Here is an 18,795-nt window from a genome sequence, read left to right as displayed (position 1 = left end):
CATGATCAAGAAACTGCTTCTGCCGGTCGCCCTGGCGGCGACCTCCTGGCTGGCCCCGGCCCAGGCCGCCGAACCGCTGCGCATCGGCTACGTGTTCGCCATGGCCAACGCCCCCGTACTGATCGCCGACAAGCTCGGCTACTACCGTGACGAAGGACTGGACGTCGACATCAAGGCCCTCGGCGACGGCCCGGTGATCCAGCAGGCCCTGGCGGCCCACGAGCTGGACGTCGCCTACGTCGGCGCACCGCCGGTGTACCAGTGGTATACGCGGGGTTTGAAGAGCGTGATCCTGGCCAAGGTCAACTATGGCCAGGCCGCCGTGCTGGCCGGTGCCCACAGCCAGATCCACGACCTGGCCGGGCTCAAGGGCCACAAGCTGGCCGGCGTGAAGAAAGGCAGCGGCATGGACGTGCTGCTGCGCGGCTACGTGCTCGGCGAGCGCGCCGGGCTGAATCCGGACAGTGACCTGGACATCGTCGACATGCCGCCAGGCAACATGAACGCCGCCCTCGACCGCAGCCTCGTCGACGCCGCCTTCTCCTGGGAACCCTTCGTCAGCCAGGCCCTGCTGCGCGGCTCGGCCCGCCTGCTGCTGGATGTGAACCAGGCCCTGCCGCAATACCCGTGGTACGTGGTCATCGGCCTGCCGCAAACCCTGCGTGAGCGTCCCGAGGACGTGGTGAAACTGCTGCGCGCCCACCGCCGGGCCATTGCCTACCTCAACGAGCACCCGAGCGAATCCAACGCGATCATCGCCGACGCGTTCCGCCTCGAGCCGGTGCAGCGCCCCGACGGCACCCAGGCCGACGGCCGGGCCATCGTCGCCGAAGCGCGCAAGCGCCTGGGCTGGTCGGCCGAACTGAGCGACGCCGACCAGCGATTCATCGAGCGCCTGATGGCTTACTCCAACGCGCTCAAATTCATGAACACCACGGTGCCCCTGAAGGACCTGGTGGACACCTCCTACCTGCAGAAAGCCTCCCGTTGAGCCGCCGATGAAATTGCCAAGACCCCATTGGGGCTGGGCCTCGCTGCCCTTTCTGCTGCTGGTCTGGATCGTCCTGGCCAGCCGTTTCCCCAGCTACGTGCTGCCACAACCCTGGGTGGTCGCCGCCGAGGCGCTGCGCTGGATCGACGACGGCTCGCTGTGGAAGCAGTTCCGCGCCAGCGCCCTGGAGGAACTGGTCGGTTTCGCCAGCGCGGTGATCGTCGCAGTGCTGGTCGGCACTGCCGCCGGCCTGTGGCGGCGCCTGCGCGAGTTCGTCGCGCCGCTCAACAGCCTGTTCATGGCGATCCCGCCGATCGCCTGGGCACCGCTGATCCTGATCATCTTCGGCCTCGGGTTCTTCTCGATCATGCTGGTGATCTTCATCGCCGCCGTGTTCCCGATGATCGTCACCCTGCAGGAGGGCGTACTGGGCATCCGCGACGGCGAAGTCCGCGCGGCCCGGACCCTCGGCGCCACTGCGCTGCAACTGCTGCTGCACATCTACCTGCCGGCGTCGCTGCCGTTTCTCACCGCCGCGCTGCGCATCGGCTTCAGCCAGGGCTGGCGCGCGCTGGTGGCCGCCGAAATGATCGGCGCTTCCCAGGGCATCGGCTGGATGGTCTCCATGGGCGGCCAGATCGGCAACAGCAGCCAGGTGCTGCTGGGCATCGTCATCATCGGCCTGCTCGCCTGGCTGATGGAAAGCCTGGTGTTCCGCCGGCTCGAACGTCACTACCAATCCTGGCGGGCCGCCTGAGGCGCCCCGCCGTTCCCATCACGTTTGCGATTTCCAACGAGGTATTCCCGTGAGCCAGACCTTCGATCCCCGTGACGCCGGCCCGTACATCGCCCCCAGCGGGCTCTACGAACGCAACAAGGCACGCCCCTTCCTCGGCAGCATCCAGTGCGACCGCCAGACCCTGGTGGCCGGCCAGTGGGACGAGATCACTTTCGTCTACGAGGTCGGTGCCAGCGGCCTGGCCGACGGCGCCTGGCTCAAGCTGGCGTTCAAGTTCTACTCGGACTGGGCGCTGTTCCAGACCTCCGACCCGACGGCGGCCAACTATGTCAGCGCCGAGTACCAGGCCGGTGACCTGGTGCCGGGCCAGAGCCCGGCCACGGTGCAGCACCTGAAGGTGCGCTTCGACCAGAAGGGCCATGAGCGGCCCTTCCAGAAGGCCATCCTGATCGACATCGTCGACGGCTATCTCAACCCCGGCGACCGCATCATCATCCGCCTCGGCGACCGCCGCCAGGGAGGTGCCGGCACCCGCGTGCAGAGTTTCGTCGAAAAGGACTTCCGCCTGCGCCTGTTCATCGACCCACTGGGCAGTTCCAAGTTCGCCGAAGTACCGGGCGACCTGCTGCTGGACATCATTCCCGGTGCACCGGAGCGACTGCAGGTGATCGCCCCGCGCCTGGTCGGCGAAGGCCAGCCGTTCGACCTCCTGGTACGCGCGGACGACGCCTGGGGCAACACCTGCCGACACACACCACTGACCGGCGAACTCACGCTGGCCGGGCCTGCGCAGCAGATCCGGCGCCTGCCCTTCACCCTGGCCGGCGAAGGCTGGGCGATCCTGCGGGTGCCGACCATCGAATTGACGGCGCAGGGCGAATGGTCGATCCAGGCCGTCACCGGGCAGGCCGGCGTGCAGCCCGGCTCGGCGTTCGTCAATGTCGATGCGGCACTCGGCACGCTGCGGCCACTGTATGCCGACCTGCACGTGCATTCCGATGACACCGTGGGCACCAACGACACCCTGTACAACCTCAGCTACGGTCGTGATGTCGCCGGCCTCGATGTGCTCGGCTATACCGCCAACGATTTCAACATCACCGAGCAGCGCTGGGATGCGGCAGTCAAGCTGATCCACGAACTCAACGAGCCGGGGCGTTTCGTCTGCTATCCGGGTACCGAGTGGTGCGGCAACTCCTGCGCCGGCGGCGACCGCAACGTGGTGTTCCTCCACGAGGGCAAGCCGCAGTTCCCGTTCGATGCCCAGGGACGCCTGGTGCGGTCCTTCGAATGGAACGAGTTCACCGCCGGCACCATCAAGCCCGGTGCCTGGCCGGTGGATGAGCTGTACGCGGCCTACGCGCACAACCCGGAAGGCCACCTGATGATGCCCCACGTCGGTGGTCGACGTTGCAACCTCGACTGGCACCACCCCGAACTGGAGCGCCTGGTGGAAGTCGGCTCGGCCTGGGGCCAGTTCCACTGGGTCTACGCCGAAGCGCTGCAGCGCGGCTACCGGGTCGGTGCCGCGGCCAACAGCGACGAGCACCAGGGCCGCTGCGGCGGCGGTGTACCGGCCACGGCGGTGTTCGGTTCGCGCGGCGGCCTGACCGGCGTGATCGCCGAGAGCTTCGACCGGGCCGGCGTCGGCCGGGCCCTGCGTGCCCGCCACACCTTCGCGACCACCGGCGAACGCAGCCTGGCGGTGTTGCGCCTGGGCGAGCACCTGATGGGCGATGTGCTGACGGTCAACGGTGAAACCGCCCTGGATTACCGGCTGTTGGGCGACGCCGGCTGGGAACAGATCGAACTGTTCCGTGGCGAACAGCGCATCTGGTCGCGCAACCTGCATGCAGAGGCCGGCCTGTCGCCACGGCGGATCCGTCTGCGCCTGGGCGGTGCACGGATCAAGGACCGCTACCGCGGCGCCTACTGGACGGGCGAGATCAGCCTCACCGGCGCAACCATCAACGCCTTCCGCTTCCTCGGTGCCGACCACCCCGAACAGGTGGCCTGGCGCAAGGACGCCACCACCCTGGCCCTGAAGACCGACACCAACGGCGACACCGACAGCCTGGAAATCGACATTTCCCAGTTGGCCGGCGCCCACCTCAACGTGCAGTTGCGGATCGATGGCTACGTCAAGGTCGGCGACCCGCTCACACCGCCTGCGCACGTGCATGCCCCGACGGTGACGCTGCACCTGAGCGGCGAGGAACTGCTGGCCAGCGGCTCGTTCGTCAAGCCGTTGCCGGGTGCCGAGCTGCAGGTTTCGCTGGAACAGATCAGCGAGGCGCCGCTACCACGCGAAGTGGCGGGACGGATCGAGCTGAACTCGCTGAACCTGGAAAAAGGCCGTGAACATCCGCTGTTCATCAGCGCCCGCCAGCGTGACCAGTCGCGGGTCTGGACCTCGGCGCTATTCGTCACACTTTGAGGGTGGCCCCGAAAGAACCTGTAGCAGATCGGGTTTTGACAGCCCCCACAGCATTATTCATTGTGTGGGGGCATACCGCTGACATCTTCAGCACCATGCCGATGTAGCTTGGATCCGAGGGGCTACGATACGCCATTGCGTAGGGTCCGCCTCCAGGTCGCAGCGCTTCCAGTCATGCGACCGATCGACCTCCGTCGATGGAAGCCTCACTGTGACTGCGCTGTTCTCCCCGACTCTTGCATCCGCCCAGGGCAGACGCTCAAGCATACGGGCGTGACCTGCTGCATCGTCTTGTTACCTCAACCGGGAAATCACCTCCCGGTCGGGACCGGTGGTTTCTCTCCAACAGGAGAAGTCATATGTCCCAACCGCAACAGGCGGGCGCTACCTTCAGGCACGCCCTTATCCTGACCCCGCGGCTATGGAAGAAAGCCGTAAAGGACTACAGGGGCCAACGGGGGTCAACCTTCGAAATCCGCCTGCGGGAGCTGCTTGGCGCAGCGGCCAAGGCCCACAACCGGCAACCTGAGGCCGAGCAGGTGCATTTCGACCTGTGCCCGCTCAAGGGGAAACGGTTCCGTCTGCAACTGGTGCTCAGCCTGCTGAATAGGAAAAACGGGCTGCCGTACCTGCTGCTTTCGCTCAAGGAAGAATGGCCCGGGTGACCGTCGCGATTCTCGCCCCCGGGCACAACCTCAAGAAAAGGCTCGCTTCGGCGGGCTTTTTCCTGTTCGCGGTCAGAGGCCGCCTGAAATAACGCGCATCGCAATCCAGTTTCCTGACGGTGACGGTCTCGCAGGTTTGCAACCCTGTGCTCAACACCGCGTGAGGACACCTGGATGCATGGCTCCCCTACCCGGCCCCTGGCCGCTCTTGTAACGCTTGCAGTGCCGCTGGCGGCGATCGCGCTGACCGGCTGCGTCTCGCCAGAACCGCCACCTGTGTCCACCGGGCTCAGTGACTCTGCGGGGGCGCTGCTGCCGGTTGTGTCCCGGGACCGTCCGTTGCAGCCCGAGCTGTCACCGCCACTGCGAATGGCGCGCTACACCCTGGTCAACACCGCGCCACGGGCCGACCAGTTGGATCTGCTGCGCCAGGTCATCGATATCCGCATACCGGATCACCTGAACCCCAGTGTCCAGGACGCCATGATCCATGTCCTGCGCCGCTCGGGTTATCGCCTGTGCCCCGCGCCCGAGGGGGTGCAAGTGCTGTATGCCCACCCGCTGCCCGCCGCGCATTACCGGCTGGGCCCGATCACGGTCGGCAACGCCCTGCTGGCCCTGGCCGGGCCGGCCTGGCAGGTGGAAATCGACGAGCGCGCCAGGCGCATCTGCTTCAGCGCGACGTCGCTGGCCGGAGGCCGAGAATGAAACGGCCTTCACGCAGTGCACTGGTACAAGGCGCAACGGTGCTGCTGGTGGTGGGTTGTGCGGTGTTCTTCGCCGACCGGCTCTCGACCCTCTCGGACGCGATGCAGGCAGGACAGACCGCCGAGCGGATACACAGCCTGCAACAGCAATTGCAACGGATCGATCATGAACTGGAAGGCATGCAGCCCTTCAAGGGCGTGCTCAAGGAAGACTTCCAGCACGCGCAGCAGTCGCTGCTCAAGCGCCTGGGCGCGCTGGAGACGACCACTCGCACCGTCGACAGCCTTGCCGCGGACCTGACGGCCATGAGCACCCGCTTGCAGCACAGCGAAGGCACCTTGCTGATGCTCCAGGCCACCGTGGAAAAGTGTTCCTCGACCTGCACCGCCACGCCGACGGCCGCGGCTGCGCCACCCGGTGCCTCAACCAGGCCGAAAGCTCGTAAGACAAACCCCGTGAGCGCCAAGCCCAGCCCGCCCCCCTTCACCCTCCTGGGCCTTGAGTCCCGGGCGGGCGAGGCATTTCTGGCGGTCCTGCCCCAGGGCCTGCAACGGCTGGGAGATGTGCACCTGCTGCGGCCCGGCATGCTGTTCCAGGGCTGGCGCCTGACCGCCCTGGATTCGGGAAAGGCCCACTGGGTCAAGCCTGACGGATCTGCCACGGCGGTGTCGATACCATGAGGGACGAACAACGATGTGGGTGGCTGTTGAGCGGTCTGCTCCTGTCGGTGCCGGTCATGGCACAACCCGTCACTCAGACGACCGAGGCAGATCGCCTCTACCGGCAAAGCACCCTCGACCAGCAGCGCGCCGCCGAATGGGGGCTCAAACAGGAAGAATGGCAGCGCTATCGTCGCCTGATGGAAGGCCCGCTGGGTGTGCACTCCCCCCAACTCGACCCGTTGACGGCCCTTGGCATCGAAGCACGAGACTCCGCTGAGCAGGAGCGCTATGCGCAGATGCAGGCTCAGGCCGAATTCGCCCGCCTGCAGAAGCTGCTCGATTACCAGAGGGCCTACGACAGGGCCTATAAACGGCTGTACGCCGATCAGTTGCCAGTGAACCTGATCGGCAGCGCCGCTCTGGCTTCACCGGTCGAGGCCGCCGGCCGGCTCGCCGTTTTCGTGAAACCCGGCTGCCAAAGCTGCATCACCCGCGTCGGGCAGTTGCAACGCGATGGCCAGCGCTTCGATCTCTACCTGCTCGACAACGGCGGCAACGACAGCCTGCTACGGGACTGGGCCAGGCAGGCCGGCATTGATCCGCAGAAGGTGCGGCGGCGGGAAATCACCCTCAATCATGATGCCGGGCATTGGGCCCGCCTGGGCGACAGCGGGCCCGTTCCCGCCGTGATGCGCCCGGTGAACGGTCAATGGCGACGGCAATGAGCCCGGGCCATCTGCGCCTGTGGGGCGTTCTGACCGTTGCCGGCCTGCTGAGCCTGCCGGTCGCCGCGGCGCCCCCCCTGGCCTACCGCTGGGCAACGCAAGGCACCCCGGTGCCGGCGCAGGTGCTGTACGCGCTGGCCCTGCAGGAGAGTGGCGCCCGGCTGCGCGGCCGGCTGATACCCTGGCCCTGGACCCTGAATGTCGCCGGCGAGGCCCGGCGCTTCGCCGACCGTCGATCAGCCTGCCGCGCCCTGCTGCTGGCGATCCACGAGGTCGGCGCCAAACGGGTGGACGCCGGGCTCGGCCAGGTCAACCTGGGCTGGAACGGCGAACATTTCACTCACCCCTGCCAGGCGCTGGACCCGTACCGCAACCTGAGCGTCGTCACCCACCTGCTGCTGGAGCACAAGGAGCCCGGCATCGATTGGGTGACCACCGCCGGGCGTTATCACCGGCCCGTCGGGGGTGCGCCCGCCGAACGCTATCGCAAGGCCTTCGCGCGCCAGCTGGCGCGCGTTTCACATGGACTGGTTCAAGGAAGGAACACCCCATGAAACCCCTTCGTTCTCTCGGCGCCCTGATGCTGCTGGTTCCCTTTGCGACCGAGGCTGAGCTTAAGGTCGTGGAGGACCTGGGCGGTACCTCCGCGCTGGCCTACTACCGCTCACTCAACCTGTCCGCAGCGCCACGGCCGGGTAAGGCCATGCAACTGCCCACCGTGCGCGTGAGCCCCTACGCAGAGGCGGACATGCTGCCGGTCCGCTCCGTCATCCTCAAACCCGGGCGGATCGCACCTCGCGTCCACAACATCCCCGGCCTGCGGCCGATCTTTCTGGTGGGTGATGACGAGCTGTCGCGACACTGGCTGCGGGAACGGGTCGAGGTACTGCGCGACCTCAAGGCGGTCGGCCTGGTGGTCAACGTGCAACGGCTGCCGGCTCTGGCCGAGTTGCGCCTGCTCGCAAGGGGCCTGGACATGGCCCCGGCCTCAGCCGATGACCTCGCCCGGCGCCTGGGTATCGAGCATTACCCGGTGCTGGTGACCGAAACCGGCCTGGATCAATGAGGCCCCGATGAAGTGGCCGACCCGGGTGGAATTGCGCTTCGTCGCAGTATGGGCGCCCCATGCCTCGGTGCCGGCCATCTGCGCTGAACTGAGCGATCTGCTCGGCCTCGCCCAGCTGGGAATGCTCGATGGCCAGGCCCTCTACCCCCTGCTGGAGGACAACGGCCTGAGCCCAAGGTGGGTCGGCCCCCGGGGGATCGAAGTTCGCGACCCGCTGGCCGGGACACTGCTGCTCTGCTTCGAGCTGCGTGAAGTCGCGATTCATTGAAGGAAGCGAGCCCGTGCCAAGCACCACACCCACCGCCAGACACCCGCAATCAACACGTGAAAAGGGATTGCTCGGCAAAATCCTGGAACTGCCCTTCAGCCTGTTCGGCATCCTGCTGGTGGCGCTGTTCTTCAGCGTGCTGAGCGAGTGGTTCGGCCTGTTGCTGTTCTGGCCGGAAGAAGGCTGGCAGCGCTCGCGGGACATGCTCGACCGCGAGTTGGCGTGGATCTGCGCTGCACACCCCGCCAGCCTGCTGCTCGAGCAGCCCGAACAGACGGCCCGGTGGATCATCACGCAGGTGTACGAATGGTGCTTCGAGAGAACCGGGCTGATCGACTGGATCAGCCGGTCGGGCGAAGCGGCCCGCTCGAACGACAAGCCCGGCTCGGGGCTACGCAGCCATGTGGGGCGGGTCCATGCCCACATCGAGTCTTATGGCCTGGCGGCGGTGTATGCCGTGCTGACCTTTCTGCTGCGCCTACTTATCCTGACCCTGACGCTGCCTCTGGTGCTGATGGTGCTCCTCGGCGCCGTGGTGGATGGCCTGGTGCGCAGGGACCTGCGGCGCTTTGGCGCCGGCAGGGAATCGGGGTTCATCTACCACCGCGCCAAGCGGCTGATCGCGCCGCTCTGGGTCGCGCCATGGATCATTTACCCCGCGCTGCCGTTCAGCGTCAATCCGCTGCTGGTGACACTGCCGGGGGCACTAGCCCTGGGTCTGGCGGTGAGCATCTCGGTCGGCAGCTTCAAGAAATATCTGTAAGCGCCAGAGCCGTAAACCCACGCCATCCGATCCTGTTTTCCGGCTGTTCCCCTCCAGCGTCTGCGGCACGCTCAGCGAACTTTCTTCGAGCGGAACGCCTGTATGCCCCATGCTTTGAAATACCCGCACTACCTCCTGGCGCTGCTCGGCCTGGCCACCGGCCTGGCCCAGGCCGAGCCGACGGCTCATGAGCGCACCCGTCTGGCCGGGCTGTTGCGCCTGCTCGATACCATGAACCGGCAGGTGTACACCGACGCCGCCCTGCCCACTGACGAGCACGCCCGGTTCAACTTCGACTATTCGCAGCTTTCCGCCGACCTGGAGCTGATTCGCCAAGGCATCGAACACTACCTCTCGCCAGCGCGGGCGCAGCCCCGTGCCGTGCCGGAGCCGAGCGGGCACTACACCCGTGCCGCCGGGGAGACGCCATGAGCATGACCCCCTCGCAGCTCAGTGCCTTCCAGGCCATGAGCGGTTTCACCCCGCAAGAGAGCGCCGGCCTGCTGACCGGCCTGGCCCTGACCGTCGCCCTGATCTTCGCCGCCTGGGCGATCGCCTGCGCCTACCGGGGCTGGGCGAGCGGCCAGTTGTCCCAGGGCCGGTTCGCCGGACTGACGATCAAGGTGCTGCTGATCTACATCCTGCTCACCCTGCTGCTGTTGCGGTGACTTTACGCAATTTTCGACAACGCCATGGAGGCCCCCGATGCCCATCCTCTCGCTCTTCAGGAAACTGTTCCGTCCCTTCACCCTCTGCCTGGCCGCCGGCAAGGCCCTGACACCCGGCACGGGCCTCGCCGCCCTGCCCGAGCTGCAACCACCCAGCCGCGGCGAGGGCAACGGCATCATCCAGACCCTGCAGAACCACGGCTACGACATCGTCGCACTGATCGCCCTGGCGATTGCCGCCGCCGCATTCTGTGGCGTGGCCTACCACGCCTACAGCAGTTACTCCGAGGTGCAGAACGGCAGGAAGACCTGGGGCCAGTTCGGCCTCACCTGCGGCGTCGGCGCCCTGTTGCTGGTGGTGGTGATCTGGCTGCTGACCAAGGGCACCGAGGTGCTGTGAGGAGATGACTGCGATGACACACGACCCGGATCATTGCCTGCCCGACGGAACCATTCGTTTTCTGCCCTCGCGCCTCAACCACCAACCCGTCATCGTGCTCGGGCTCACCGCCGACGAGATGTGGATCACCCTGATCGCCGCCGCCCTGGTCGGCGCCGGTCTCGGTACCGTCGCGGCGATACTGCTGCAGAGCATCGCGTTGATGCCTTCGGGCATCGTGCTGTGCATGGGCCTGGGGCTGTTCGTCGGCGGCCGACTGTTGCGGCGCCATAAACGCGGCAAGCCGCAGACCTGGCTGTACCGTTACCTGCAGTGGTACCTGGCAACCCGCTCAGCGGTACCGGCCGCCTGGGTCGGCGGCCACGACCTGGTGAACCGCTCGGGCCTGTGGAGCACGCGCCGGAGCCCTCGCCCATGAGCCATTTCAAGAACGAAGTGAGTCGGTTGCAGGCCCACGTCACTTCCCTGCGCGCCAGTTGCGGCCTGCTGTTCGGGGTGGCGCTGTTGCTGGGCCTGGGCTGGCGGGAGGCACCCCGGAACCTGACCATCAACATCCCGCCGGACCTGCGCTCGGGCAGCACGCGCAAATGGTGGGAGGTACCGCCGGAATCGGTCTATACCTTCGGGCTGTATATCTTCCAGCAACTCAACCGCTGGCCCGCGGACGGCGAGAAGGACTACCTGCGCGCCATCCACAAGCTCTCCGCCTACCTGACCCCCGCGTGCAAGTCGCTGCTGGAGCAGGATTTCCAGCAGCGCCAGGTCGCCGGTGAATTGCGCAGCCGCACCCGTGGCGTCTTCGAGATTCCCGAGCGCAGCTACGGCCAGGCCCCGGAGCAGCGGGTCAAGGTGCTGGGGCGGGACCGGTGGGTACTCAATCTCGATCTCGCCACCGAGGAGTTCTACGGTTCCGAGCGAGTGAAGCAGAGCTTCGTGCGCTACCCGCTCAAGGTGGTACGTCGGGATATCGACCCGCAGAAGAATCCGTTCGGCCTGGCCCTGGACTGCTACGACGGCGTCCCGCAGCGCATCAGCACCTGGCCGTCGGGCGTCAGCACCGACCCTCGGGAAGGAGACGACTGATGCGCCGCTCACTGCTTTTAGCTGCCCTTTGGCTGGGCATCGGCAAGGCCCACGGCGTCGAACTGATGACCTGGGAGCGACTGCCCCTGGCCGTACCGCTGCAGGTCGGCCAGGAACGGGTGCTGTTCATCGACCGGAACGTGCGGGTCGGCGTGCCCCGCTCGCTGGGCGACAAGCTGCGGATCCAGAGCACCGGCGGCACTCTGTACCTGCGCGCCAACGTGCCGATCGAGCCGACCCGGCTGCAACTGCAGGATGTGCAGAGCGGTGAACTGATCCTGATCGATATCGCCGCCAGCGCCCCCCAGGGCGCGGCTGCCCTGGAGCCCATCCGGATCGTCAAGGCGCCCGCAGTGCCCACGCGTTACGCCGCACCTGCGGTGAAGGACGCCGATGCGCAGACGGGCAAAACCGTTGCCCCACGGGAGACACCGATACCGGTCACACTCACCCGTTATGCCGCGCAGAACCTCTATGTCCCGCTACGTACGGTGGAACCCTTGCCGGGAGTGGTCGCCATGAAACTGCGGCGTGCGCCGGACCTGTCGAGCCTGCTGCCCGGCCAGCCCCTCTCGGCGAGCCTGCTGGGCACCTGGCAACTGGACGAGCACATTGTCAGTGCCGTCCGCTTGCAGAACCTCGCCAGCACCGCCCTGCCCCTTGATCCGCGCGAGCTGCAGGGCGACTTCATCAGCGCCGCCTTCCAGCACCCCTACCTCGGCCCCGCGCGGCAGCCGAGCGACACGACGGTGGTCTACCTGGTGACACGGGGACGGGACCTTGCCCAATCGCTGCTGCCCAGCCTCAGTCCGATCGATGCGCGCCCTCGCCGCCACGCCAAGCACGGGAATGCCGATGAAAAGTAATGCCCTGCTCAAATGGCTGCTCCTGCCCCTGGTGTTGCTGGTGCTGTTTGGCCTGCTCCGGGCCTGTTCCGACAAGGACGCCACACGGGACCGCTCCGACCCGAGCGGACACCGCCTGACTCCAGAGGAGATGAAACAGTTGGGCATCGATGGCGATACCCCGCACGACACGGTCGCGACCCTGGTTGCCCAGACCAAGGCCATGCGCGAGGAGCTCAAGGCCCTGCTATCGGAAAACAAGAGCCAACAGGAGGAAAATGCCCGGCTGCGCCAGCGCGACGGCGATCTCGATCAGCGTATCCAGAAGATTCTCAACACCGAGCTCGAACGCACACCGCAAGGCCTCGGGCAGGACCTGAGCCCCCAACAGAAACAGAGCCTGCTGGAGGATCTGCAGGACAGGCTGTCGACGCGCTTCATCGGCCGGCAGGACTCCGACCTGCCGATTGGCCTGGGCCTGGAACCTGGCGACGAAACGCGCTTCGCCCAGGACGATCTGGTCTGGACCGAACCCCAGGACGCCACCGCCATCGATGCCCGGGGCAAGCCGGTGCCTGCCGGCTCCGGCAAACCGGCAGCGGGCCTGCAGTTCCCCGACCGGTTGCGCGAAGCCATCGACCCGGGACAAAGCCAGCACAAGGAGAACACCGGCGTGACCGGTCGCAACATCGCCAGCGGCCAGGACCCGGCACCGGTCAACCGCGTCTATACCCTCCCCGAAAACAGCACCCTGACCGGCTCCATCGCCATGACCGCGCTGGTTGGCCGGGTTCCGGTGGATGGCGTGGTCAATGACCCCTACCCGTTCAAGGTGCTGATCGGCGCGGACAACCTCACCGCCAATGGCATCGACCTGCCGGACGTCGCCGGAGCGGTGCTCAGCGGTACCGCCGCTGGAGACTGGACCCTGTCCTGCGTACGCGGGCAGATCGTCAGCCTGACCTTCGTCTTCAACGACGGCCGCATCCGCACCCTGCCAACGCCGCAGAAGCTGACCGGCCGACAGGGCAGCAGCCCGTCCGCCAACCCCTCGTCCGGCAGGATCCAGGGTGGCATCGGCTGGCTCAGCGACCCCTATGGGGTGCCCTGCATCGCCGGCGAACGGCGCTCCAACGCCCAGCAGTACCTGGGCAGCAGAAGCCTGATCACCGCGGCCGGTGCCGGTGTGGCGGCACTGCTCGAAGCCGACAGGGCCGATACCGGCACCGTGATCACCCCCGGCGGTGCCACCGTGGGAGCCGGTCCTTCGGCGCTCAACAGCATTCTCTCCGGCGGGGTGAAAGACGTCGGCGACTGGGTCAACAAGCTGTATGGCCAGGCCTTTGCCGCGGTCTACGTACAGCCGGGTGCCCAGGTCGCCGTGCATCTGGACCGGCAACTGGAGATCGACTACGAAACCCTCGGCCGCCAGGTGCGGCAACTCGCAGGAACAGGCCATGCCAATACCCTCGATTAAGCCCCTGCCCGGCCTGCTGCTGGGCGCCCTGTTCATCTGTGGCTGCACGACGGACAAGGAACAGTTGCTGCCCCACGGCCCGCAGACCATGGCCGATATCTGGGACAGCCAATCCGGTCAGGCCCCCCTGGACCATCACCTTGTGGAGATCCGTCAGACCCTGCGCCGCCCACTCGAAGAACGCACCGGCGACCAGCAGGCCTATAGCCGAACCGCCCGGAACGAAATCCACAGCCAGTTCCGGCGCCTGCCCAACCCGGACCTGGTCCTGTACGTGTTCCCGCACCTGGCCGGCTCCGATCCGGTACCGGTGCCGGGCTACAGCACGGTATTTCCGCTCTACCAACGGGTGCAGTACGCCTTGCCCGGCGAACGTACGGAGGACTACTGATGCCAGCCAGGCAGAAAGGCCCCGCCACCCAGGCCGACGAGCAGGCCCTCTATGACGTGACACCCAGCTTCGTCGAGCTGCTGCCGTGGGTGGAATACCTGCCCGAATCGCAGTGCCTGCTGTTGGAGGACGGCGAGTCGGTCGCGGCGTTCTTCGAACTGACCTCCATCGGCACCGAGGGCCGCGAGGCCAGTTGGCTGCGCACCGTGCGCGACGCCCTGGAAAACGCCCTGCAGGACAGTTTCGACGAACTGGAGGAACAGCCCTGGGTGCTGCAGCTCTATGCCCAGGACGAAACCGACTGGAGCGGTTATCTGCGCACGCTCGACGCCTACATCCAGCCGCGTGCCCGCGGTTCGGCATTCAGCGAGTGCTACCTGCGGATGTTCGGCCAGCACCTGGAGGCGCTGTCTCAGTCCGGAGGTCTGTTCGAAGACACGACGGTCACCCAACTCCCGTGGCGCGGTCAATGCCGCAAGATCCGCCTGGTGGTGTACCGGCGCAGCAAGGGCACGCCGCTGCAACGCGGCCAAGGCAGCGAGCAGGCCCTCAACAGCCTCTGCGAACGCCTGGTCGGCGGCCTGGGCAATGCCGGCGTGAAGGCCCGTCGCCTCGATGGCGCGCAGATCCACCGCTGGCTGCTGCACTGGTTCAATCCACAGCCGAATCTGCTGGGCGACTCACCGCAAGACCGCCAGCGCTTCTACCAACAGGCCGACTATCCGCCGGACGCCGCCGAGGACGAACTGGCGCTGGCCAGCGGCAGCGACTTCGCCCAGCGTCTGTTCTTCGAACAGCCCCGCTCGGACGTGGAACACGGCCTGTGGTATTTCGATCGGATGCCTCATCGCGTGATCGTGCTCGACCGCCTGCGCATGCCGCCGATGACCGGCCACCTGACCGGGGAAACCCCCAAGGGCGGCGATGCCATCAATGCCCTCTTCGACCAGATGCCCGAGGACACCGTACTCTGCATCACCCTGGTGATCACCCCGCAGGACACCCTGGAAAACCACCTCAATCACCTGGCCAAAAAATCCGTGGGCGACACCCTCGCCTCCGAACAGACCCGGGACGATGTGCAACTGGCCCGCTCGCACCTGGGCAGCGCCCACAAGCTCTATCGCGGCGCCGTGGCCTTCTACCTGCGCGGCCAGCATGTCGAGGAGCTCGACCGACGTACCCTGCAATTGAACAACGTGATGCTCAACGCCGGGCTGCAACCGGTGCGCGACGAACACGAAGTCGCCCCGCTCAACAGTTACCTGCGCTGGCTGCCCTGCGTGTTCAACCCCGGCATGCGTCACAGCGAGTGGTACACCCAACTGATGTTCGTGCAGCACGTCGCCAACCTGGCGCCGGTCTGGGGACGCAGCGAAGGTACCGGGCACCCGGGGTTCACCTTCTTCAACCGCGGCGGCGGGCCCTTGACCTTCGATCCGCTCAACCGGCTCGACCGGCAGATGAACGCCCACCTGTTCCTGTTCGGCCCGACCGGTGCCGGCAAGTCGGCCACCCTCAACAACCTGCTCAACCAGGTCGTCGCCATCTACCGGCCACGGTTGTTCATCGCCGAGGCCGGCAACAGCTTCGGGCTGTTCGCCGACTTCGCCCGGCGCCTGGGGCTGAAGGTGCATCGGGTCAAGCTCGCTCCCGGCTCCGGTGTCAGCCTGGCGCCCTTCGCCGACGCCCACCGTCTGGTGAACACGGCGAGCCAGGCGCTACTGGCCGAGGCTGACGAGCTCGAAGACGCCGAGGACAACGACGACGAACGCGACGTGCTGGGCGAACTCGAGATCACCGCGCGCCTGATGATCACCGGCGGCGAGGAAAAGGAAGAACAGCGCCTGACTCGCGCCGACCGCAGCCTGATTCGCCAGAGCATTCTCAACGCTGCCCAGGTCTGCACCGCCCGGGGCAAGACCGTGCTGACCCAGGACGTCCGCGATGCCCTGCGGCACATGGGCCAGGACAGCGACCTGCCGGAGCCACGTCGCCTGCGCCTGCAGGAGATGGCCGATGCCATGGACATGTTCTGCCAGGGCGCCGACGGCGATCTGTTCAACCGCGACGGCTCGCCCTGGCCGGAAGCCGACATCACCCTGGTGGACCTCGCGACCTACGCCCGCGAAGGCTACAACGCGCAGTTGTCGATCGCCTACATCTCGCTGATCAACACGGTGAACAACATCGCCGAACGCGACCAGATGCTCGGCCGGCCGATCATCAACGTCACCGACGAGGGGCACATCATCACCAAGAATCCGCTGCTGTCGCCCTACGTGGTAAAGATCACCAAGATGTGGCGCAAGCTGGGTGCCTGGTTCTGGCTCGCCACCCAGAACGTCGACGACCTGCCCAAGGCCGCCGAGCCGATGCTGAACATGATCGAGTGGTGGATCTGCCTGAATATGCCGCCGGACGAGGTCAACAAGATCGCCCGCTTCCGCGCGCTCACCGATGCGCAGAAAACCCTGATGCTGTCGGCGCGCAAGGAGTCCGGGAAGTTCACCGAAGGGGTGATCCTCTCCAAGTCGATGGAGGTGCTGTTTCGTGCGGTGCCACCGAGCCTCTACCTGACCATGGCGATGACGGAACCGGAGGAAAAGGCCGAGCGTCACGAACTGATGAATGCCCAAGGCATCAGCGAGCTGGAAGCGGCCATGGTCGTGGCGCAGCGGATGGACCGGGCGCGCGGTATCGCCAGCGGCGCGGCCTGTACCGACCACGGCGGCGAACAGGGAGAGCGGCCGTGAGCAAAAGCCGCCCGGCGCAGAGCAGTTTTCCGGCTGTCAGCGACGGGCGTTTTGCCGAGGATTGAGGTTTCTGTCACCTGGATCCTTGTCATGAATATTCATCCTCTGCTGCGACTGTGCAGCCCTGCCGTGCTGTTCGCCTGCCTCTCCCCTTGCCTGGCCGAGACCTGGGTCATCACCGACTCGGCGCACCCGGTTGATGTGTCGGCGGATACGCGCCTGATTCATCTTGATCGCCTCGATCAGCTGGAGGTGGCGCTTTTCGAAAATCTTCCTCCCGACCCGGCACAAGCCCTGGCGGCCTTCGGGGAAATCATGAGCGCCGAGGTCTCCGCCAACATCAGCCGCGCCCACCAGGACATCGTCGATGCCTGGAGCCTCGGGATCAGCAGGATTCCGGCCGTCGTCGTCGACCGTCAGTATGTCGTGTATGGCGATCCGAACCTGGAGCGTGCCCTGGACAGGATCGGGCGATTCAGGAGCGCTGCCCGATAAAAAGACTACCCAGCCGAGATGGGCTGGGTAGCTGAGGGACATCGCGGGACTCAATCGCCGGTCGTCAGCCCGGGCGCCTGATAGCCGTTGGCCTTGGGCGCAGGCGCGAGCCACGGGAGCTGTTCGACCACATCGCCAGCTTCCTCAATGACCCGGTCACGGACGAGAGGCGGAGCAAAATCCGCCCGCCGTGTGCCATCCAGCACATCCATGGGCAACTCGCCGAACAGCTTCCTGGCCTGCCGGGCCTGGTCGTTGTCATACGCGAAATCGACCCGGGTCGCCCCGGAATGGCGGTACCTGCGGGGAAACCCGAACAGGCCGCGCAACAGGCGACCACCGGCATGGATCCGGCTCTCCATCTCCCGTCGATCGATCAGCGCAACGTGGTAGGCGTGCAGCAGGCGGCGCACGATATTGTCGTAGGTGATCAGCAGATACATCGCCAGATAACCGAACTGGGTGGTGATGACGATCGGCAACCTGACGGGCCGGATACTGAAGTTTTCCTCCGCGCTGATCGCGTCCGGAAAGGCCCTCATGAGCAGTTCCAGGTTGTCCTGGATCAGTGCCAGCTCGGCCTTGCAGCGTTGCAGTTTCTCCTGGATGCGCAACATCCAGAGGTCGGCATACGGATCGCCCTGCTCGGCGCCACGCGTCACGTTCCGGATCGCGCCGAGAAAGCCGCCAAAACCGATGATCGCGGTCTTCTCCTCGCTGGCGGCCCTGCCTTGCCAGATCTGCACGGCATGAAAGGTGTGCAAGGTCAGCTCCATGGCACTGCGCAACGGGCCGAGTCTGCTTTCGATGGGATAGAACATTGCTTGCTCCTGGCTGGGGTATCGGGACCCCAGTGTCATCAGGAACAAAACCGCCAGCAGCCGGAAAACAGAACCGCAAGCGTGCGGTTTTCAGCCGTCGGCGGTGCGACTTTCCTGCAAGCCCTGCGCCGCCCGATCGACCGCCATCGCCAGCAAGCCGGCTCCCCCAGCGGTGGCGCCGTTACTTGTCCGGGTTCCAGATCAGCGCCTGCGCAACGATCACATGCTCACCGTTGAAGGTGGCCGCGGGCGAACCGTGAAGCTGGTAACCCAATGCCAATGCCTCCGACACGCGATGGCAAAATTTGGCGTCATCCTTGCCGGTCAGCAAACGATAGCGTGGAAGGCCTTCTGGAGGGAGGGTCTGCATGGGAGCACCTGCTTGAATCGATAAGGAAGCCTCACCTCAAACCGAGGCATTGAAGCAGCAGATTATCACGACGAACCAGTATGGAAACCCGGCCCGGCAGCAGACTGCCGGGCCGTCATCCGCAATTACAGCATCACGGTGGAGAACATGCCCAGGGCACCCAGGCAAAAGCCGATCAGGGCACCCCGCCCTGGCACTTCACCGAACAGGGACCAGACCACCAGGGGTTCAAGGATCAACAGGGACGTAACCGAGACCACCGTGACGACCCAGATGTCACCGACCGCCGCATAACCTAGCCAATAGGCGCCCAGCAGGCACAGCCCTGCAAGACACATGATCAGCACCGGAACGCTGAATGCCTCCCATGAGACATTTCCGGTTTGGGCAAGCCTGGCCGTTACCACCTCGCTGTAGATTGCACAAAACTCACCCACCACCATCAGGCCTAAAGCAGAAACTCCG

24 protein-coding genes are annotated in these 18,795 nt (G+C 66.0%); 21 read left to right on the top strand and 3 right to left on the bottom strand.

The genetic code is table 11. The features are described from left to right. Position 1: 1 nt before the first annotated feature. The 21 genes from PF66_RS15830 to PF66_RS15730 all read left to right on the top strand — a co-directional run bounded on the left by PF66_RS15830 (position 2) and on the right by PF66_RS15730 (position 17,139). Positions 2-991 (top strand): ABC transporter substrate-binding protein, encoded by a 990-nt coding sequence (locus tag PF66_RS15830; protein ID WP_054063221.1) that lies wholly within the window; start codon positions 2-4, stop codon positions 989-991. Between the two features lie 7 nt (positions 992-998). After that, positions 999-1,748, top strand: coding sequence for an ABC transporter permease (locus PF66_RS15825; protein WP_054063220.1), 750 nt, complete (start codon positions 999-1,001; stop codon positions 1,746-1,748). 49 nt (positions 1,749-1,797) lie between these two features. Further along, the gene (locus PF66_RS15820; RefSeq protein WP_054063219.1) at positions 1,798-4,167 is read left to right on the top strand and encodes a hypothetical protein; all 2,370 of its coding nucleotides are present in this window, start codon (positions 1,798-1,800) and stop codon (positions 4,165-4,167) included. Between the two features lie 359 nt (positions 4,168-4,526). Beyond that, positions 4,527-4,832, top strand: a complete 306-nt coding sequence (locus PF66_RS15815) for a hypothetical protein (RefSeq protein WP_054060431.1) — start codon at positions 4,527-4,529, stop codon at positions 4,830-4,832. Between the two features lie 174 nt (positions 4,833-5,006). Then, a complete protein-coding gene (locus PF66_RS32760; protein ID WP_054063218.1) occupies positions 5,007-5,540 on the top strand; it encodes a PilL N-terminal domain-containing protein in 534 nt (177 codons plus the stop codon). Then, a complete protein-coding gene (locus PF66_RS15805; RefSeq protein ID WP_054063217.1) occupies positions 5,537-6,220 on the top strand; it encodes a hypothetical protein in 684 nt (227 codons plus the stop codon). Before PF66_RS32760 ends, PF66_RS15805 begins: the two co-directional genes overlap by 4 nt. Then, entirely contained in the window at positions 6,217-6,927 is a 711-nt protein-coding gene (locus PF66_RS15800; RefSeq protein WP_054060428.1) for a TIGR03759 family integrating conjugative element protein, read from the top strand. Before PF66_RS15805 ends, PF66_RS15800 begins: the two co-directional genes overlap by 4 nt. Beyond that, positions 6,924-7,481, top strand: coding sequence for a lytic transglycosylase domain-containing protein (locus PF66_RS15795; protein WP_241494382.1), 558 nt, complete (start codon positions 6,924-6,926; stop codon positions 7,479-7,481). Before PF66_RS15800 ends, PF66_RS15795 begins: the two co-directional genes overlap by 4 nt. After that, positions 7,478-7,993 carry an integrating conjugative element protein gene (locus PF66_RS15790; protein ID WP_054063215.1) on the top strand — a complete coding sequence of 172 codons (516 nt, stop codon included), beginning with the start codon at positions 7,478-7,480 and terminating at the stop codon, positions 7,991-7,993. The genes PF66_RS15795 and PF66_RS15790 overlap by 4 nt, the downstream gene beginning before the upstream one ends. A gap of 7 nt (positions 7,994-8,000) precedes the next feature. Then, a complete protein-coding gene (locus tag PF66_RS15785) occupies positions 8,001-8,261 on the top strand; it encodes a hypothetical protein (RefSeq protein ID WP_054058727.1) in 261 nt (86 codons plus the stop codon). A gap of 67 nt (positions 8,262-8,328) precedes the next feature. Next, on the top strand, positions 8,329-9,024 hold the full coding sequence (locus tag PF66_RS15780; RefSeq protein ID WP_241494379.1) for a TIGR03747 family integrating conjugative element membrane protein: 696 nt from the start codon (positions 8,329-8,331) through the stop codon (positions 9,022-9,024). A 102-nt stretch (positions 9,025-9,126) separates the two neighbouring features. Further along, on the top strand, positions 9,127-9,456 hold the full coding sequence (locus tag PF66_RS15775) for an RAQPRD family integrative conjugative element protein (RefSeq protein ID WP_081005974.1): 330 nt from the start codon (positions 9,127-9,129) through the stop codon (positions 9,454-9,456). Continuing rightward, complete coding sequence (locus PF66_RS15770; protein ID WP_054058729.1) at positions 9,453-9,692, top strand: TIGR03758 family integrating conjugative element protein; 240 nt, start codon at positions 9,453-9,455, stop codon at positions 9,690-9,692. Before PF66_RS15775 ends, PF66_RS15770 begins: the two co-directional genes overlap by 4 nt. A gap of 37 nt (positions 9,693-9,729) precedes the next feature. Further along, positions 9,730-10,092: a TIGR03745 family integrating conjugative element membrane protein gene (locus tag PF66_RS15765; protein ID WP_054063213.1), complete on the top strand. Its 363-nt coding sequence runs from the start codon at positions 9,730-9,732 to the stop codon at positions 10,090-10,092. Positions 10,093-10,105: 13 nt separating this feature from the next. After that, the gene (locus tag PF66_RS15760; protein WP_054058731.1) at positions 10,106-10,510 is read left to right on the top strand and encodes a TIGR03750 family conjugal transfer protein; all 405 of its coding nucleotides are present in this window, start codon (positions 10,106-10,108) and stop codon (positions 10,508-10,510) included. Beyond that, positions 10,507-11,175 (top strand): PFL_4703 family integrating conjugative element protein, encoded by a 669-nt coding sequence (locus tag PF66_RS15755; protein WP_054063212.1) that lies wholly within the window; start codon positions 10,507-10,509, stop codon positions 11,173-11,175. Before PF66_RS15760 ends, PF66_RS15755 begins: the two co-directional genes overlap by 4 nt. Beyond that, on the top strand, positions 11,175-12,041 hold the full coding sequence (locus PF66_RS15750) for a TIGR03749 family integrating conjugative element protein (RefSeq protein ID WP_054063211.1): 867 nt from the start codon (positions 11,175-11,177) through the stop codon (positions 12,039-12,041). Before PF66_RS15755 ends, PF66_RS15750 begins: the two co-directional genes overlap by 1 nt. Continuing rightward, positions 12,031-13,497 carry a TIGR03752 family integrating conjugative element protein gene (locus tag PF66_RS15745; RefSeq protein WP_054058734.1) on the top strand — a complete coding sequence of 489 codons (1,467 nt, stop codon included), beginning with the start codon at positions 12,031-12,033 and terminating at the stop codon, positions 13,495-13,497. The genes PF66_RS15750 and PF66_RS15745 overlap by 11 nt, the downstream gene beginning before the upstream one ends. Next, positions 13,478-13,888 (top strand): TIGR03751 family conjugal transfer lipoprotein, encoded by a 411-nt coding sequence (locus PF66_RS15740; RefSeq protein WP_054058735.1) that lies wholly within the window; start codon positions 13,478-13,480, stop codon positions 13,886-13,888. The genes PF66_RS15745 and PF66_RS15740 overlap by 20 nt, the downstream gene beginning before the upstream one ends. Next, positions 13,888-16,644: a conjugative transfer ATPase gene (locus PF66_RS15735; protein WP_054063210.1), complete on the top strand. Its 2,757-nt coding sequence runs from the start codon at positions 13,888-13,890 to the stop codon at positions 16,642-16,644. The genes PF66_RS15740 and PF66_RS15735 overlap by 1 nt, the downstream gene beginning before the upstream one ends. A gap of 90 nt (positions 16,645-16,734) precedes the next feature. Next, positions 16,735-17,139, top strand: a complete 405-nt coding sequence (locus PF66_RS15730; RefSeq protein WP_054063209.1) for a TIGR03757 family integrating conjugative element protein — start codon at positions 16,735-16,737, stop codon at positions 17,137-17,139. 50 nt (positions 17,140-17,189) lie between these two features. Here PF66_RS15730 and PF66_RS15725 read toward each other — a convergent pair whose 3' ends face one another. The 3 genes from PF66_RS15725 to PF66_RS15715 all read right to left on the bottom strand — a co-directional run bounded on the left by PF66_RS15725 (position 17,190) and on the right by PF66_RS15715 (position 18,773). After that, the gene (locus PF66_RS15725; RefSeq protein ID WP_054063208.1) at positions 17,190-17,960 is read right to left on the bottom strand and encodes a PFL_4669 family integrating conjugative element protein; all 771 of its coding nucleotides are present in this window, start codon (positions 17,958-17,960) and stop codon (positions 17,190-17,192) included. Between the two features lie 181 nt (positions 17,961-18,141). After that, entirely contained in the window at positions 18,142-18,330 is a 189-nt protein-coding gene (locus tag PF66_RS15720) for a DUF1737 domain-containing protein (protein WP_054063207.1), read from the bottom strand. A 125-nt stretch (positions 18,331-18,455) separates the two neighbouring features. Beyond that, positions 18,456-18,773 carry a hypothetical protein gene (locus PF66_RS15715; protein ID WP_054063206.1) on the bottom strand — a complete coding sequence of 106 codons (318 nt, stop codon included), beginning with the start codon at positions 18,771-18,773 and terminating at the stop codon, positions 18,456-18,458. Positions 18,774-18,795: the final 22 nt, after the last annotated feature.

Origin of the sequence: Pseudomonas asplenii (assembly GCF_001293465.1) — a bacterium.
Taxonomy (GTDB): Bacteria; Pseudomonadota; Gammaproteobacteria; order Pseudomonadales; family Pseudomonadaceae; genus Aquipseudomonas; species Aquipseudomonas fuscovaginae_B.
This window is presented reverse-complemented; position numbering and strand designations above follow the sequence as displayed.